Origin of the sequence: Chthonomonas sp., from assembly GCF_035294505.1 — a bacterium.
In the GTDB taxonomy this organism is placed as follows: domain Bacteria; phylum Armatimonadota; class Chthonomonadetes; order Chthonomonadales; family Chthonomonadaceae; genus Chthonomonas.
The window spans coordinates 1-17,713 of sequence record NZ_DATGKU010000133.1; the positions used below are offsets into that span (position 1 = coordinate 1).

The 17,713-nt window shown below is 56.6% G+C and carries 14 protein-coding genes; 10 read left to right on the top strand and 4 right to left on the bottom strand.

Features of this window, described 5'->3' with window-relative positions; translation table 11 throughout:
• The 6 genes from lpxA to VKV18_RS07870 form a co-directional block, all read left to right on the top strand.
• On the top strand, positions 1-778 hold a 778-nt coding region (gene lpxA / locus VKV18_RS07845), incomplete at its 5' end, for an acyl-ACP--UDP-N-acetylglucosamine O-acyltransferase (protein ID WP_324200410.1).
• Positions 779-813: 35 nt separating this feature from the next.
• Positions 814-2,193, top strand: coding sequence for a hypothetical protein (locus VKV18_RS07850; protein ID WP_324203655.1), 1,380 nt, complete (start codon positions 814-816; stop codon positions 2,191-2,193).
• Positions 2,186-4,012 carry an ABC transporter ATP-binding protein gene (locus VKV18_RS07855; RefSeq protein ID WP_324203656.1) on the top strand — a complete coding sequence of 609 codons (1,827 nt, stop codon included), beginning with the start codon at positions 2,186-2,188 and terminating at the stop codon, positions 4,010-4,012. The genes VKV18_RS07850 and VKV18_RS07855 overlap by 8 nt, the downstream gene beginning before the upstream one ends.
• 19 nt (positions 4,013-4,031) lie before the next feature.
• Positions 4,032-4,772: a lysophospholipid acyltransferase family protein gene (locus VKV18_RS07860; RefSeq protein WP_324203657.1), complete on the top strand. Its 741-nt coding sequence runs from the start codon at positions 4,032-4,034 to the stop codon at positions 4,770-4,772.
• A gap of 357 nt (positions 4,773-5,129) precedes the next feature.
• Positions 5,130-5,717, top strand: coding sequence for a hypothetical protein (locus VKV18_RS07865; RefSeq protein WP_324203658.1), 588 nt, complete (start codon positions 5,130-5,132; stop codon positions 5,715-5,717).
• 103 nt (positions 5,718-5,820) lie between these two features.
• Positions 5,821-9,354: an alpha-amylase family glycosyl hydrolase gene (locus tag VKV18_RS07870; RefSeq protein WP_324203659.1), complete on the top strand. Its 3,534-nt coding sequence runs from the start codon at positions 5,821-5,823 to the stop codon at positions 9,352-9,354.
• 155 nt (positions 9,355-9,509) lie between these two features.
• On the opposite strand, the gene VKV18_RS07875 is transcribed toward VKV18_RS07870, so the two are convergent.
• Positions 9,510-10,898, bottom strand: a complete 1,389-nt coding sequence (locus VKV18_RS07875) for a hypothetical protein (RefSeq protein ID WP_324203660.1) — start codon at positions 10,896-10,898, stop codon at positions 9,510-9,512.
• Between the two features lie 214 nt (positions 10,899-11,112).
• Between VKV18_RS07875 and VKV18_RS07880 the strand changes: the two genes are divergently transcribed.
• From VKV18_RS07880 to hpnC, 4 genes are read left to right on the top strand one after another with little or no spacing between them, the layout of a single operon-like run.
• Positions 11,113-11,523: a hypothetical protein gene (locus VKV18_RS07880; RefSeq protein ID WP_324203661.1), complete on the top strand. Its 411-nt coding sequence runs from the start codon at positions 11,113-11,115 to the stop codon at positions 11,521-11,523.
• Between the two features lie 18 nt (positions 11,524-11,541).
• Complete coding sequence (locus VKV18_RS07885; RefSeq protein WP_324203662.1) at positions 11,542-12,477, top strand: heavy metal-binding domain-containing protein; 936 nt, start codon at positions 11,542-11,544, stop codon at positions 12,475-12,477.
• A gap of 6 nt (positions 12,478-12,483) precedes the next feature.
• Positions 12,484-13,308, top strand: a complete 825-nt coding sequence (locus tag VKV18_RS07890) for a heavy metal-binding domain-containing protein (protein ID WP_324203663.1) — start codon at positions 12,484-12,486, stop codon at positions 13,306-13,308.
• Positions 13,309-13,351: 43 nt separating this feature from the next.
• Positions 13,352-14,260 (top strand): squalene synthase HpnC, encoded by a 909-nt coding sequence (gene hpnC, locus VKV18_RS07895; RefSeq protein WP_324203664.1) that lies wholly within the window; start codon positions 13,352-13,354, stop codon positions 14,258-14,260.
• Between the two features lie 806 nt (positions 14,261-15,066).
• Here the strand turns inward: hpnC and phoU are convergent.
• The 3 genes from phoU to VKV18_RS07910 all read right to left on the bottom strand — a co-directional run.
• Positions 15,067-15,756 (bottom strand): phosphate signaling complex protein PhoU, encoded by a 690-nt coding sequence (phoU, locus tag VKV18_RS07900; protein ID WP_324203665.1) that lies wholly within the window; start codon positions 15,754-15,756, stop codon positions 15,067-15,069.
• A gap of 121 nt (positions 15,757-15,877) precedes the next feature.
• The gene (locus tag VKV18_RS07905) at positions 15,878-17,350 is read right to left on the bottom strand and encodes a proteasome accessory factor PafA2 family protein (RefSeq protein ID WP_324203666.1); all 1,473 of its coding nucleotides are present in this window, start codon (positions 17,348-17,350) and stop codon (positions 15,878-15,880) included.
• Between the two features lie 2 nt (positions 17,351-17,352).
• Positions 17,353-17,713: hypothetical protein (locus VKV18_RS07910; protein ID WP_324203667.1), on the bottom strand; the 361-nt coding region annotated here is incomplete at its 5' end.

A 17,713-nucleotide genomic window follows, 5' to 3' on the forward strand; every position in this document is an offset into this window, starting at 1 on the left:
AGCCATCATTGACCCCCGGGCCGAAATAGAACCCGATGTGGAGATCGGGCCTTACTGCATCATCGGTAAGAACTGCTTCATCGGTGCCGGAACGGTGCTGCATGGCCACGTGCAGATATTTGAAAACACCCGCATTGGCCGAAACTGCCAAATCTACAGCGGCGCCATGCTGGGTGGCCCTCCGCAAGACTATAAGTTCAAAGGGGAGGTAAGCTATCTCGAAATCGGCGATAACAACATCGTGCGTGAGTACGTTACCATTCATCGCGCCACCGGAGAAGGCGAGTATACCCGCATCGGTAATAACAATATGATCATGGCCTATGCCCACATAGGACACAACTGTATCATCGGCAACCACGTTACCATCTCCTCTTATGTGGGCATCAGCGGCCACGTCACGGTGGAAGACTATGCCAACTTCGGCGGCATCTGCGGGGTTCACCAGAACTGTACCATCGGCACTCTTGTTATGATCGGTGGTATGTCCGGTGTTACCCAAGATATACCCCCCTACATGCTGGCCACCGGGCGTCCGGCGCGCGTCTACGACATCAACATCCGCGGGCTACGACGTGCCAACGTGCCCGCTAAGATTCGCAGCGACCTGCGGCAGGCCTATAAACTGCTCTATCGCTCTAACCTCAACGTCTCCCAGGCTTTGGAAGCGATTGAAGAGGAGATTGACCCCAGCCCCGAACTGAACCATCTCATCGCTTTCATTCAAAGAACCCGTGAAGGGTTCAACGGACGCGCCAATAACCCTCCGCCGCTTTAGCTTAAGCGGCTTTGATCGAGCGGAAATTGCATTCTATGGAGATCGCCATCTTAACCGGGGAGCCATCCGGTGATCTGGCCGGCGCAAGTCTGGCACGGGCTCTTCGAGAGTTAGACCCCGAAGTAAAACTTTGGGGGCTTGGCTCTCGCGCCATGGCAGAGGCCGGTGTGGAGCTTTTGAGCGATAGCGCTTCGTGGAGCGCTATTGGAATGGTGGCCGCACTGCCCAAAATTCCGCTGCTGGCGCTTAAAATTGCCCCGTGCCTACGCCATACCCTTGCCCAGCGTCGCCCCGACCTCGTTGTCTTCATTGACTTTGGGGCTTTTAACGTGCGCATTGCGCGTTATTGTAAGCAGATCGGCATCAAAACCCTCTACTACATTCCCCCCGGATGCTGGCGACGTACCACCACCCTACGCGAAGACCTGGCCCATATCGTGCACGGCATTGCCCTGCCCTTTCCCTGGGGCCAGGAACGTTACCGTCACGGAACAGCTCGTGTTTTCTATGTAGGCCATCCCTTGCTCGACCGTGTAGCCCCCCGTACGACGCGCGATGCGTTTGCCAAATCTCTTGGTCTAGACCCCCATGCCCCTCTCATCGGTCTGCTGCCGGGCAGCCGTCTGCACGAGGTAAATAACCTCTTGCCCACCCTCCTCGAAAGCATCCCTTACATCGCTCGTGAGGTGCCCAAAGCGCAGTTCGCCGTGGCCGTAGCCCCCACCCTTGCGCTGGAATCTGTGCAGACCCTCATCGGCAGGCATCCCATCGAGCGTGATCGGCTTGCAGAACGAAGGCCTGATAACGTTCAAGAATGGGCGCATCGCTCGAAAAGTCTACCAAAAACGCTGCCGCAACCGGCTCTCGCTACCCAAGGTGGAGCGCTGCTCGGCTCACCGAAACTATCTCAAAAAGAGTGGCGCCCCCAGGTGGCCATGCCACCCTCACCCCCCCTTGTGCTAACCCAAGGGGCTACTTACGATCTCATGGCGCACTCTGACCTGTTGCTTGTGTGCTCTGGAACGGCAACCTTAGAGGCCGCCGTTTTGCAAACCCCCATGATCGTGCTCTACAAAGTTTCGAAGTGGATGGAGCTAGAGTATCGCCTACGACGTATGGATAAAAAGGTGCAGGAAATAAAATATATCGGCCTGCCGAACATACTGGCCGATCGGCCCATCGTTCCTGAACTGATACAGTGGCAGGCAACGCCCCAAGCCATTGCGGAGCGTGCCGTGCACCTACTAACCGATCTTTGTGCTCGAAAGCAGATGCGACAAGCCCTTTTGGAAGTGCGAAATCTTTTAGGTGAGCCTGGAGCGAGCGCCAGAACGGCGCGAATCGCCTTGGCCCTCGCTTGCGACAAAAACGATGCCCTCCCAAGCGAGAGCACGGAGGAAGGCCCTCATGCGTAAAGAAGATACGCAGCGTCGCCTTCTTGCCTACCTGAAGCCCCACCGCTGGATTTTGGCTGTCGGTCTCTTCTGCGCTGCGCTCACCTCCGCCATCGATGCCAGCCTGGCCAAGTTCATCAAAAGCGTAGTCGACTCCATGCTCGATGGCCGTGTAGGGCACCTCAATTTCATGTGTGCTGCCGTCGTTGTGGTTTTCATCATCAAGGGCATTTTCTCCTTCGGGCAAAACTACTTCCTCTCGCTCACGGCCAATAGCGTGGTCTCTCGCTTAAGAGAGGAGATATTTGCCCATCTGCATACCCTATCCCTTTCGTTTTTCAATCGTCGCCGCACCGGAGCCATCATGTCGGTGCTTACCAACGATGTGCAGGCCATCCAAAATGCGGCCATGAGCTTGCGCCAAATGATCTCCGACCCGCTCACCATTCTGGTGAGTCTGGCACTGCTCTTCTACATGAACTGGCGGCTTAGCCTCATCGCCATCTTCTTTCTCCCTTTCATGGCTCTCACCATTTCGCGCATCGGCAAGCGCATTCGCAAAATCTCCCACACCGTGCAGAGCATGTTGGCCGAGGTCACCAGCATCATCGAGGAGACGGTCGCCGGCGTAAGAGTGGTCAAAACCTTTGCCGCCGAGCATCATGAAATCTCGCGTTTCCGCACGGAGAACCAGCAGACGCTAAAGGCGGTTATGCGCGGAGTGCGCCGTAGCGCTCAGCTACGCCCTCTCATCGAGTTCATTGGGGCCTTCGGCATCGCCCTCGTGATGTATGTGGGAGGCAACATGGTGGCCCACACCGTGCATACACAGCACGTCATGGTGGAACAGTTTAACCGTCTCCATCCGGGAATGCCGGTGCCGGATGCCGTGCGCAACTATGTAGAGCCAGGGGGACTTACCGCCGGAGCCTTGATTGCCTTTCTGTTCCTGCTTGACAACGTGGCCCGTGCGGTGGGCAGCCTCGGCAGTTTCGTCTCCATGCGCTCTCAGGCGCTCGCGGCTGCCTCCCGCATCTTCGACGAGGTTCTCGATGTCGAGCCGGAGGTGAAAGAGCTGCCGAACGCCGTTGAACTGCCCCCCATAGAAGGCCATATTCGGTTTGAAAACGTCTCCTTCCGCTATAGCCCCGATTCGCCGTTGGTGCTGCGCAATATTGACTTCGAGGTGCGCCCCGGCGAGGTGGTCGCCATTGTAGGGCGTAGCGGCGCCGGCAAATCTACCCTCGTAGACCTTATCCCCCGCTTCTACGATCCCACATCAGGCCGTGTACTCATTGATGGCATTGATGTGCGCACCGTGAAGCTTCAATCGCTGCGCCGACAGATCGGGGTGGTTCCTCAGGAGACGTGGCTCTTTGCCGGAACCTTACGCGACAACATCGCCTACGGACGCCGCGATGCCACGGATGAGGAGATCATGGAGGCGGCGCGCGCGGCCAATGCCTCCTTCATCGAAGGCATGGAACACGGCCTCGATACCATTGTGGGCGATCGCGGTATTCGCCTTTCGGGTGGCGAAAAGCAGCGGATCGCCATTGCCCGCGCCATCCTTATGAATCCACGCATTCTTATCCTCGACGAGGCCACCTCATCGCTCGATGCCTCCTCCGAAGCTTTAGTCCAAGAAGCTCTCGAACATCTCATGCGAGGTCGCACCACCCTTGTTATCGCCCATCGCCTCTCAACCATTATTAATGCCGATCGCATTCTCGCCATGCAAGACGGCTGCATCGTGGAGATGGGTTCGCACCAGGAGCTTATGGACGCCGGCGGCTACTATGCACGCCTCTACGAAACCCAACTTAAAGGCTTTGAATAGCCCGTTTTAAGCGGCCCCTATGGAAACCCTTACGCAGCCAAGCCCAGAGGCCTCCACCCAACAGTCGGCCCGACGCGAGAAGATGCAGGAGTTCAAATACCGCATTCTCTCGTGGCTAATATGGCTGCTTGCCCGCGCCATCTACAAGACCCTGCGCATGCAAACGGAAAACATGGAGGGCCTCATTCCCTCCCCAAACAAAGGGGCTATTTTGGTGACATGGCACGGTCGCACCTTCATCGCGGCCAATATCCTTCGCAACCGCGGCTATTGGGCGCTCATCTCCCTATCCCGCGATGGCGAACTGCAGAACCGGATATTTCGACGCTTCGGCTTTCAAACCGTGCGTGGCTCTACCGGACGTGGTGGCGTGCGCGGCGCTCTTGAAATGGCACGCAAAGTGCAGAAAGGGGAGGTGCTGGCCTTCACGCCCGATGGCCCTCGCGGCCCTACCCACAAGGTGCAGCCGGGCGTTATCCTCATGGCGGAGAAATCCGGCGCGCCCATCGTGCCGGTGGGCATTAGCGCTTCCAAACGCATCCTTATTCGCAGTTGGGACTCCTACATGATTCCTCTCCCATTCGCCCGCGCCTTTTTCCTCGTTGGTGAGCCGATCTACGTACCGCCCAACCTCGATGAAAACGGTCGTCTCGCTTACGCGGCTCAATTAGAGCGCGCCCTTAATCGCATGGAGCGCGAAGCGGAACGCCGCGCCGGACACCCCCATTACCCACCGGAGTGGGCAACCGAAGAGCGCTGAGCCTTTCTAAGCATCACGTTGCAGGTACAGACTTCGCACGAAATTCCCTCCCAATTGCCTACTTTTCAGGATGAGTTTCTCCAATCAGAACATGTCCTATTGCAGGTTTTACCGTTCATTGCGTCCCTACCGCTGCAAGGTATCCTTCAGAACCGTCTGGGTGGCCTCATCCTTATACTGTTTCAATTGCAATATGCGATAAAACGACTTGACCGCCCTGGTTTCTAAGAGGTTAGCGTCGGAGTTGAGAACCTATTCCTAGCGCTAAGGTAAAAACCAACGACTTTTAGGCAGGGGGTTGTTTGCTAGCCATGTATCGTGCTACTATCTATCATACCGAATAGGGAGGGAAGTGCTATGAAGGCATATACACGAATTCTCTCTAAACTTACGTGTCGCCTCGTTCTGCTCTGTTGCATTATGGGTGCCATCAGCCTCCATGAAAAGGCCGGTGCTGAAATCATGAAGGAGATTCATTTTCATGTTGACTTCGCTAAGCCGAACTCGAATGGCTCCGACACCCTTTGCCTACACGCGCTCTTCATCGGAACGGGAAAGAGTCGTCTACGCTTTCAAGAAAGTGTTGGTATTCACGTTGCCTACTATAACGCATTTGGAATGCTGATAACCCAGTACTCCAAAATTTTCGCCGTTTCCGAATCAGAGGCCGAAGGCATCATCCCAACATCACCTTTTACCATTTGGGTACGTCAACAAGGCGGCTTCCGAAACGGGATTCTTCAGAATGCCCCTAACGATGCCGCTTACGCGGTGTATCGCTATGTTTGCAGTTGCAGTTTCATGCAACAGGGAACGGCGGCGCCCCAATTCCAAAAAAGCCTGATCTCTCCATGGTCGCCCAAAATCTTTCTTCCGCAAAAACCGCCCTTTGCAGAGGAGAGGGAGTCTTTGGCGGCTGTACTATCGGTCTGTCTTTTAGGATAATGGGCAACCGTTTCCCGTAAAATTGCTTATTGACATCGGGGAACAACTTTGATACAATGGAATCGGAGTTGTGAATACGAATTCTCATTCGGGAGATGCAACGATGCCTAAACCTCAACAACCTAGAATGCGAGGCCTTCTCGTCCTCAGCGCGGCGCTGGCCCTCCTGCTCTTCGCAGCCACCACCAATGCCGCCATCGTTCAGTGGGTGGGCAACACCGCCCTCTATCTTACCGGTGTTCCCGGCGGTCTCCCCACACAAGGCGCCTTCGTGGAGCCTGTACAAACCGTGACCGTCGTTACGCAAACCTACCCCATCGCCTTCGGTCAAAGCGTCTATGCCGAGGTTACAACCGATAACTTCGCCCACGTTACGGCCTATCCATTCTCCTTTGACTACAACGATAGCAGCAATACCCACTGGTTCCTCGTGCTACCTCAGTTCCCACCCAATACCAATGTGCAGTTCTATATTAAGGCCGTGGGAACCGATGGCTCTGTGGCCTACGACAACAACAACTTCCAAAACTTCGGCTTCTATGTGCGCCACATGCCGCCTCCCCTGTCCTCTCCCATTTTAGAGTGGTTCGATACACCCTATAGCACCATTCTGCAACGTCTACCGGAGGTCGTAAACGCCGGCTACGGCGCCCTGTGGCTGCCACCTGGCGAAAAGGCTGGTGGCGGCGGACTTTCGGTCGGCTATAACCCCTTCGACCGTTTCGACTTTGGCGATCGCTTCCAGTCTGGCTCGCTTGATACAAATTACGGAACCGCGCAAGACCTTTTTCAACTCATTCAGTTAGCCCATCGCCTTGGCCTGAGTGTCTACGAAGATACCGTGCTCAACCATAACGATAATCGTGCCTCGACGCCCATTAACCAGTACCCCGATATGATCCCCGAAGACTTCCATATCTTCTCCTCATCGAATACCAACAATAACGGGGTAGATTTCAACAACACGCCGCCGTTCGCCCACCAAACCCTCGATTTCGACCTTCTCGGCATGGCCGACATCGCACAAGAGGATGGCAACGATGCGGAAACCGGCCCCTTTAATCTGCCTTCCTACGCCACCTTCAACGCCTATGGGAAACCGACCTTCGTCCGTCAACCGCTTAATGCCTTCCTTTATCCCAATCGGCAACCGGTAGCGGAAGATGTGCGACAGTACCTGAAGCGATGGGGTTGGTGGCTTACAACCTTCTTCGGTTTCGACGGCTTTCGCCTCGATGCCGTTCGCTACATTCCTCCGGCCTTCTTCCAACCCATCTCTAACTACCAACCCGGCCCCATCGTCTCCGGCCAAGGCTGGCTCTCCTATCTGTATGGGCTTAACCCCAATCTCTACGTCTTCGGCGAGGATTTCCCAAACGTCAACCCCAACTACGAGCTACGGGAGTACGGCAAGGTGGGAATGAACCTGCTGGACTTTCCGCTTAAAGATAATCTCGATAGCGTGTTTAACTCCAGCGGTTTAGGCAACATAGGTGCCACTTTGGGCAACACGCTCGGCACCGACGGCGCCACCGGCCTCGCTTTTTCTTTCGGGGGATTGGAGCCGAGCCTCGGAGTGAGCTTCGTGCAAAGCGCCGACCAAGGCCCCCCGGCAGCAAGCAACCAAGCCTACACGTTCACGCTCACCGGGCCGGAACGCCCCGTCGTTTACTATGACGGCAACAACCAAAAGCCCAACGACTACACCGACTTCCCTCGCGCCGGTCGCTTCGATGCCGTAGGAACCGGCGACAACCTTCTCCTCACCCTCCTCGATGCGCATAACCGCTATGCTCGTGGCAACATGGTGATACGCTACAGCAGTTCCAACCTGCTTATCTACGAGCGCCAGACGAACGGGCAATCGCTACTGCTTACGGGAATCAACATCCGTGACGACGGTGTCGCCCTCACACAAACGGTGCAGACCGCCTTTCCTGTTGGGGCCACACTCACCGATCTCACTGGCCAAGAGCCGCCGGTAACCGTTCAGTCCAACGGCAGCGTCACCATCACCGTCCCGGCAAACGGTACTACGGGCTATGCGAACGGTACCGGCTATGTGCTCTACGTTCAACAGGCCCCACAACCTCTGCCAAACACACCCCCCATTCAACTGCTGGACGCTGAAACCTCGCCCGAACAGACCATCAGCTTCCAAACGCATCTCGACCCCGCGGGGCAGTATGCGCAAGGGCAGAATCTCACCTACTCCTTTGCCACCGTCACCACCGACCTGATGGACGTGCAGGTTACCACCGATACAACGGGCAACTCTGCCGTGCTCAAGCTAGATAACGGCCTGCCGGTTGCCGGCCAGCAGCCGCTTTCCAACACGCCGGAGGGACTGGCAGACGGTTATGTGCCCATGACCAAACTGCAAAATGGGCAGTTCGTTCTGCGTGGGATCGATCTTACTCTTCTGCCCAACGGTCTGCATGTGATCCGAGTTCGAGTTTTCGCCAACACCGGAAATCGGCCAGGTGTCTTCAACCAGTTTACGGCCTTTTTCGTGCTCAACAGACCTATCTTCGGCCCTCCGCCAACCGGCAATCTCTCGAACTATCCGCCGGCTCTGGTCTATCAAACTCAAACGCCCTCCTCGAACTCCAATCGGCTTGATGGCCTTTTCGCCACGAACGACGATCACAACCTCTACATCGGTTTGGCGGGGAGTGTAGACCCTTCAGAAAACTTCACCAATGGGGTGGCGCTCTATCTCGATACTCACTCTGGGCTAGGGGTCAACGATCTTTCCACCCTTCACGATGACACCGGCCCTGCCGGTCGTCTGCTCTCCAACGCCCCCATAACGCTGCCTCCCGGCTTCAAGGCGACCTTTGGCGTGGGAGTGTTACGCCTCAACACCCTCTTCTCTTCGCCGGAGGCGCCTTTTGCCAGTCAGCCCACACGCCCCACACCGGTAGGCGCCGCAGCCGGCCTCTACTATATTGACGTGTTCCATGCGAACCAGCTCGTTCCCATGCCGTCCGAGATCGCATGGCAGCCGCGCCCTGGGCCCTTCTCTAATCCGGTGACAGGCCTCGAAGTCGCCATTCCACTTACCGTGCTCTTTCCGAAAGGGATGACAACCACAACCACCATCGGGATGGTCGCGTGCCTGCGAACGACCGGCGAATCGGGCACCATCTTCCTCTCCACCGACGCTCGTCGGGGCACTTTGGGCAGTCGGCCTACGCCGGTTCCCTATTTAACCAATCAGTTTCTTCCGCCGCTGCCGGGCAACAACGTTCCCGACCCCGGCACGTCGAGCGTCACCCTTCAAAACGCAGTTACCTACACGTTCCAATTCGCCCAAACGGTGGCCCCTTCCAGCTACACCCTCTCGCTATCCACGCCCACCTTCGATGCCAACCGCAAGCTCTACATCCAAAACGGCACGCTTAAGGCGCTAACCAACCTCAACGGGCCTGTCCATCTGCTGGTTAAGCTGCCTCAGGGCGTTCAACTTCAAAACGCGACGGGCTATAGCATGCTCCAACTCGGCGTGCCCACCTTGCTGATCTCCAGCAGTGGCGTTTCGCAGGGCACAACACTTTCGTTCGTGCTGCGCTACCGCGCCTCGCAACCCGCAACCCCACAGATCACCGTAAAAAGCGGTCAAGGCGCTCTCTAAGGCTTCTCCTACCTAGCACAAACCCTAACTTAAGGAGGCATCTGACCGATGCCTCCTCTTTTTTCTCCACGCGGATCAAGAGAATTTGCTATGCTCAGCTCAGATACCGCACAAGTACCTGCTACGGGTCTCTTCTTTGATGCGGCAAGCCCACTTCAAAAACGCACCGGGCTGAGCGGTAAAGGCGTGTCAAATGGAAAAACCAACAGGGCGCTCACCATAGAGCGGTTGATACCGCCAAAATCGCGGGTCACCTCTCGGGTGTGACGCCGTGCCTCTGCAAGCGCCTTGCCCGAATAGGTACCATCCCCTGGGTCGAAGGCCACCCCCCATCGCTTTAGGGCCAACGCCACGGCCTCCCTCACCGGAAATCGCAGCTGCTCCAGCCCTCGCACACCCGTGGGGATCACGTAGCAGGCCGGGTCGCGCTCCAACTTCACCAATAAAGCACGGTTCTCTTCCCCTCCGATCAGCCCCAGCGCAAGGGCGCCGGCAGCGCGTAAACGGTAGTTCCCATCATGAACTGCACGTATGGCCATATCCTCAATTTGCGCGCGCTGATCGGCCGACAAACCGGTTACCATAGGCGTAAAGGGCAGAGCCTCCCCAAAAGGGTTTGCCTGTGTGTTCGATTCCGGTTGATAAGCGAGCGCCGCCAAACCGATAAGCGCCCGCGCCCGCAGGTAGACATCCCCACTCTGCTCCATCGCCATAAGTACCGGCAGAAGTTCCGGCCGTGGGTTCATCGCCAAAAGATCGGCAGCCACATAGCTGTAGGCCGGCAAGCCGGTTAGGCGTGCTGGGGCTTGCAATATCCCCAATGCCACGCGCTCTATGCTGACGCCCTGTTGCTCTAAGTAGTCCAACACCTCGTTGTTCACCCGAGGGTTTTCGGAAGAGGGCTGAAACAGTAAAGAAAGCCCAAAAACAATGGCCTCCTTCGTCAAGTGGGCAGCGCGGGCGGCCTCAAAGGCATCGCGGCGCACCCTCCAGTCCGTCTCCTCCAAAATCGTGTCGCCTCCACGCCCCAATCGTTCCGCCTGATAGGCCGACGCCAACACCGGAAAAGCCCGCTCCGGACGCCCCAACTGCAAGAAGCTCTCGCCCACGGCCAGCTTCAGGTCGGGGTTGCAGGTGATGGCGCGAAAGGAGAAATCTCTTGTCGCCAGTTCGACTACATGGCTCCAGTCCTGGGCGGCATAGCTGGCCTGTATCTCTGCTAACCATTGGCCTACTTGCTTATTCCTCTTGTCAAGCAAATCCTTTTTATCGCAGCGGGCCCATCCCATCCAAAACAGATGCGCGCGGCCCCAAACCGGCTCCCAAGAAATCCCCGTTGCGGCGAGCGCATAGAGGGTATCACGAGATAGAGGCTCCCCATGCCACTCCATCGCCTCGGCTGCGCGAGCTATCTCCTGATGAAAAAGCGACTCAACAACATCCTTCGCCCACCCACAACGCGAAGCCCCTAAAAACAAGCCCATCAAGCCAAACAACCAACAAATCGAGCAAATGGCAGGCTTTCCCCATCGTTTCCGCAGCATAGAATTTTCCTTTTTCCCTTCTCCGACACATGCTTAAAATGGAGTGGTGAATGCATTCTACCTCATAGCGCTTTTTCTTTTCTGAAACGTTCCCTCACTCACCGATGTGACCCCTTCCAACGTCCACCGGTTGTATCAAATTCAGAAACGAAGCAGGAGTTTTTAACGTCCATGCAGAAAGAGACTTCAAATTGAGCCGGAGGAGAAACCTAGATTGAGCGACCAACTAGATGACGAGCCAGAATGGTTGAAATTTGGGGTTGCTGCCTCTCTGTCCAAACAGTACACCCGCGACCAGCGTGCCTTTCTAGACCTGCTCGCCTCCATGCTCACACAGGTGCTGCCGCAAGAGACCGAGGTGAAATACAAGGGAGGGCTGTTTTCCGTACGCAAAAGCGTTCACCAAATTCGTGTTCAACTGGGCGAATGGAGTTACACGCTGGAAGACCCCGGTCGAGGAAATCTTCGAGCCACACGTACCCGTATCGTAAGAGGCATCGCCTTAAAAACCGAGGAGATTCCGGTGGAAGAGTGGGTAACGGCGCTCGATCAAGAGATCGGCGAGCGCGCCCGCAAAAGCGCGGCAGCGCGCAACGCCCTTGCCAAATTTATTGGTCTATCCTAACCGCCAGGAACCAAAACAATGCGCTTCTTTAGCCTTGGACAACCAGACGATCCGAACGCTGCCCAGCGTCAACAAGAGAGCCTTAGGAGTCTCGCAGGCGGTGGGCTGCCGCTCAACGCCGTTGAGCGGTTGCGTGAACAGGCTACTACTATCGCGAATGCCCACAGAGGTTACTCTTCCACGCTATCCATCAACGAGCAGCTGCTGCTGCGAGACATCGGTGTGGAGGTTCTTGGACAGGTCATGGGCAGCTCCATCTACCAGATCGGGTTTCAGTATCTGCCCTCCTGGTCGGGCAGCTCCATGGAGCTTACCGCTCTTAGCCAGGCCTACTATGCCGCCCGTCACCTCGCCCTCAACCGTATGCAGCAGGAGGCCGCTCTGCTAGGCGCCCATGGCGTTGTAGGCATGCAGATCATCCGTCGTCCCCTCGAAAACTCCGTGCTCGAATTCCTCGCCTTCGGCACGGCAATCAAGGAGCCTATTCGCACCTACCACCAGCCCGGCAGCCTGCCCTTTGTGAGCGATCTGTCCGGCCACGACTATTACACGTTGCACCAAGCGGGGTTTCGACCGGTGGGTTTCGCCTTTGGATGCTGCGTGTTTTGCCAGGTAGCCACCTGGCGCACCCAAATGGCAAGCAGCATTTTTGGCACAGGTTGGGCGAACCAAGAGCTTACCGACTTCACCCAATCGCTCTATCAAGCGCGAGAGCGCGCCATGGAGCGCATGGTGCATGAAGCTCTGGCAGTGCAGGCCACCGGCATTATTGGGAGCGATATCGAGATGCATCACGATTTTATTGAAGGGGATCAGAACCGTGCCCCCGCGGTTATCCACTATTTCACCGCTCTCGGCACGGCCATCGCGCCCTATCCGGCTCCTGATGTAACGCCCCAAATCGATCTGCAACTCATGATGACCGACACAACGCAACAACTTAATGGAGGTTGATATAGGATGAGCGACTATACGCCTGGCTCTCAGGCCGGGCTCCCGGAGGCCGCCCGACAGCGCCTCATGGAAATGCGTGGCACCGCGGAAAAGCGTGCCTTTTTTACCAGCGATCTCTCCGTCAACGAGTTTCTGCTGGTTCGTGAGGCCGGCTTCGACCCCGTCGGCTTCGTTATGGGCAGTTCCATCTATCACATCGGCTTTCAGTTCGCTCGTGTCTTCCAAAATCAGGAGATGACGGTGCTGACACAGGCTATGTATCAGGCGCGCGAGCTGGCCATGACGCGCATGGAGGAGGAGGCCGACCTGCTAGGCGCTGATGGCATCGTGGGCGTGCGCCTTGAAGTGAGCCAATCTGCATGGGGTGAGGGCATTGCGGAGTTCATCGCCATCGGCACCGCCATTCGCCACCGTACCGGAGAGCACTATCGCACGCATCGCAATCGGCCGTTTACCTCCGACCTCAGCGGCCAAGAGTTTTGGACGCTACTGAAAGCCGGTTATCGTCCCATCTCCTTAGTCATGGGCGTTTGCGTCTACCATGTGGCCTACCGAGGCTTTCTGCAAGCCCTGAACCAGATGGGGCGCAACGTTGAACTGCAAAACTACACGCAGGCGCTCTACGACGCTCGCGAGCTGGCCCTATCGCGCATGCAGGCCGAAGCGGAGGCGGAGCAAGCGGAGGGGATCGTGGGCACCCGCGTCACCGAAAGTAACTACAGCTGGGGCAGCCACACCATCGAGTTCTTTGCCGTCGGCACCGCCGTTACCTCCATTTCCGCAGAGCACACCATTCAAAGCCCTCAACTGGTGCTGCCGCTGAACGGCTGAAAACTTTGCGGCCGTGCGATGCGACTGAGGTATCATTCTTGACATGAACACAAGTACAGGCGATTCACTCTCGCTTACGCATCCCTATCGCTATGAGGGCCAACCGACCTTAGAGGAGGCGCGGCGATATTGTGCCCGCCTCGCCAAGTCGCACTACGAAAACTTTCTGGTGGCCACCATCTTTTGCCCGCGTCATCTCCGTCAACATTTCTATAACATTTATGCCTACTGCCGTATTAGCGATGACCTCGGCGACGAGATCGGCGATCCCCAAAAATCGCTGGCGCTGCTCGATTGGTGGGAAACGGAACTCGATGCCATGTACGATGGCAGGCCGCGCCATCCCGTCTTTGTTGCGCTGGAAGAGACCGTTAAGCGGTTCCAAATCCCCCCTGAGCCTTTCCGCCATCTCCTGCAGGCTTTTCGCCAAGACCAAATCTGCACACGCTATCCCACCTACGACGACCTGTTGGGCTATTGCCGCTACTCGGCTAATCCGGTAGGTCACCTCGTACTCTATCTCGCCGGCTATCGAGATGCGGAGCGGTTTGCCCTGTCCGACAAAACCTGCACCGCGCTTCAACTTGCCAACTTCTGGCAGGATGTGACACGCGATCTTGCCAAAGGGCGAATCTACATTCCCTTAGAGGACATGGCTCGCTTTGGCTATTCAGAAGAGGAGCTTCACGCACGCAAGTTCACGCCGGCTTTTGCCGAGTTAATGCGCTTTGAAGTCGAACGCACCCGAGCGCTGTTTTTGGAAGGACAAGCGCTCTGCAACCGGGTAGACAAAAGGCTTCGATTGGACATCGCTATGTTCACACAGGGGGGGTTGGAGGTTTTACGTCGTATCGAATCGCAAGGCTATGACGTGCTGTCCAAACGTCCTGCCATTCCCAAAAGCCGACAACTAGCCCTCCTGCTCAAGCGCCTTTTTCGCCCTGTCCCCTGAGCACACCCCTCTCCTTCTGGAGAGGGTCACCTAGCGATGCGCTTAAAGGGGTAGGCGCAAGGCCTACCCCCCATAGGCCCTCTTGGCCGACGGTGCTGCGCACTGCACCTTTTCTCTCAAGGATACCCCGACCTCTTCCCAATGGGGAGAGGGCAGACCAGTAAGCTAACTCTCAGTCTTCTCTGATAAAATTTCCTTTGAAAAACTAACCAGGACCGCCCCCTTTCTCCCTAATAGGGGGAAAGGCTGGGATAGGGGGCGAACAAGACCGGCTTACTCCACGAATTGACTCTAGAACCATGAGATGGACAGCCCTCTGCAACCCCTGCCCCTCAAAGTACACGCCCTTGTCCTCAGAACGGGTGGGAAGTGAAACTCAAGATTTCTCGCCTTCGGCTCGAAATGACAGTTGTTTATCTCGCCTTCGGCTCGAAATGACAGGTGTTTATCTCGTCTTTGGCTTGAAATGACAGTCGTATCATCGGCTCTACAAGCCCCTCCTCAACCCTCCCCGTACGCGGGGAGGGAGGTGTATGTAAGGCAGGGGAGTACGCACGAGAGGACAACCCTCCCCGTACGCGGGGAGGGAGGGCTAGCTTCCCCCCCGCGTGCGGGGGGATAAGAGGGGGGCTTTGGCGGCGGCATTCTGCAGCCCCTCCTCAACCCTCCCCGTACACGGGGAGGGGGTACCTAGCGGTGGGCGGCCTAGCGGACGGCGCCTTTGTGGCCTGTGTCGTTCCCTTCATCGCCTATCTCACCGGCCGCTATGTTGCTGTCTGCTAAGACCGTGCGCAAGACGAGGAGGTTTAAGGAGAATCCTCTTCGTTAAGAAACTCACGAGCCGGCTTTAGTTCGCCGGTCTCCACAAACCAAACACGCTCGGCGATGTTTACCACATGATCGCTCACCCGTTCGAGATATTTGGCGGCGAACATAATGTTCAATGCCAAAAGGGCGCATGAGGGGTGCTCCACGATCTCTTGAGTGAGGCGCTCTCGCATGGCATGATAGAGACGATCTACCTCGTCGTCATCGCGAATAACCTTTTCAACGAGATTGAGATCGTGATGAATAAAGGCCTGGAGCGCGTCCTGCAACATCACTCGGCTAAGATGGGCTAAGCGCGGAATGTCCACAAGGGGCCGGTAAATCTGTTGGGCACGGGCAAGCCTTCGCCCGATCTTCGCGATGTCCACCGCATAGTCTCCGATGCGCTCCACATCCGTAATGACCTTCAAAGCTGTTCCAATTGTGCGTAAATCTCGGGCAACAGGCTGTTGCGTGGCGATGAGGCGCAGACACTTGCTCTCGATCTCAATGTCGTAGCGGTCTACCGTATCGTCTTGGGCAATCACCTTCTGCACAAGCTCTATATTGCCGCTCATCAGTGCCTCAACCGCCTGCGCCAACATATTATCGGCGCAGGTGGCCATCTCCAGCATCGTCTCACGCAGGCTATTCAGTTCGGCCTCAAAATGAGCACGCATTGGAATCATAACGCCATTCCTCTTTCCTTTTTACTTTCGTACGACTCGATGGCTTCTTTTAAGTTCCCCCTATGATTATAGGGCGGGTTTAGGCCCGCCCTAAGCGCTGAGGGGGTAGGCACAGGAAACCTTACACGCCGCGCAAGAAGCGCATGGCCTCTTTCTCGTAGGTATGGAACGGATTCTTCAGGTCGAGCTGCCGATTGCGCTCGATATAGATCGCATCCCAATCGATCACGTAGCGCAGTCCCGGATGCGCCAAAAGCTGCGCCACAATAAGCCCGCGCCCATAGGCGCGCGTGTTTTCTGGTGGGTTAGTCAGCGCCTCCTCCACCTGCTCATCGGTAACAAGGCGCCACATCAGACCGGCTTGCTCCAAACCGTAGAACAGCCCCTCTTCCGGTGATGCATTATGATACTCTAAGTCGAGGCTCTGCATTACATCGTCTTGCCAGCTGGCCCCCGTCTCCTCCATGTACTGCCGATAGAGTACAAGCTTCGCAGCCCAGTCGAGCCGGTCGGCGGTTGAAAGCGGGTCTCGTTCCAGATCGTCCAAAATGGTTTCCCACTCTCTGAGCACCAGATCGGTTTGAGGGTCCCGCCGATAAAGGTATCGTTTCGCCGCATCTAGATAGCGACGTTGCAGGTCAATGGCCGAAATGGTGCGCCCGTTTCGCAAACGCACCATCCATTTCATAGTGGGATCGCGCGAGACCGAGCGCAACGTCTCTAACGGATCGGCCACCTCCACATCCGGCGGTGCGATTCCATCCTCAATGAGGTCGAGCACTAAACAGGTCGTGCCCACCTTTAACATGAGGGCATATTCGCTCATGTTGCTTTCGCCGAAGAGCACGTGCAGCCGATGCAGGTTTGAGTAGGAGTAGTAGCTATCCCATTTCGGATTGATGATCGCTCGGTTGAAGCGGACGCGCGAGCTAATGGTCTTCACGATGTGATCGGCTCGCTGCGAGAGCTGAAAATTGACCGTAGGGTCTATCTCTACTCCGTAGAAGTTGGAGACCCAAACGTAGTCTACTTCGTGCTCGCTGAGCGTCATAATATTGTTTTTGCTGGAGGGGCGGGTTAGCCGATGCCCGCCAACGCGCCCCACACCGGCAAAAATTTGGCGTGTTACCAGAAACGGCAATAGGCTTGAGAGGGCATCGGTGAAGAAGCGGTCTTCAAGCTGCACCAGATAGTTTTCGTGGCAACCGAAGGTGTGTCCGCCGAAGTGGTCTATGCTGTTGTTATGAAAGCTAACCACCGGGCTGAGCTGTAGGTCTTTTAACAGGCGGGAGAGCAGGATACGCCCGGCCCTGTCGTAGCGCACGAGGTCTAGCAGATCGCAGCATTCGGGGGTGGCATACTCCTCATGGCTACCCACGGCATCTATATAGAGGCGACCTCCGTTGCGCAGAAAGCCTCCGGCGCGCGCCGGTTCAAAGGCGTAGTCACGCGCGTGAAGGTCGATCAGCCCGTAGCGCTTATCGTAAAAGGCATAGTCTTTTACCTGTTCGACGATCTCTTCGGGTGTTCCAACCGAAGGATCGCGCACCATGCACCCGAACTCGGTTTCGATGCCAAAAATTCGTTTTTCCATTTTCAGCGATACTCACGCAGTAAAGGCTCGAACTCCTTTTCAGAAAGCAAACGAAAATGGCTTTCTCGGTGCACCTCACGTTCAAGCACGGCCGCCTCGACCATGCCGGTTTTCAGCTCGTCCCGCAGAAACGCTCTTTCGGAGTCGGCCTCTTCGATAAAGCGGAACCGTTCGGCGCCCTCCTCCTCTTCCTCACGAGCTGTAATGCCGCGCCCACCACGCAAGGCCTCTCGCATTCCGGCAGCCCAGGCGAGCAAAGCCCTCTCTAAGGCTTCGTGCAGGCTCTGTTCCGCGTCGGCTCCCTCAAGCCGTTCCAACATACGGTCTTCGGCGACCTGTGTGCCCGCGATAACGGCGATGTCC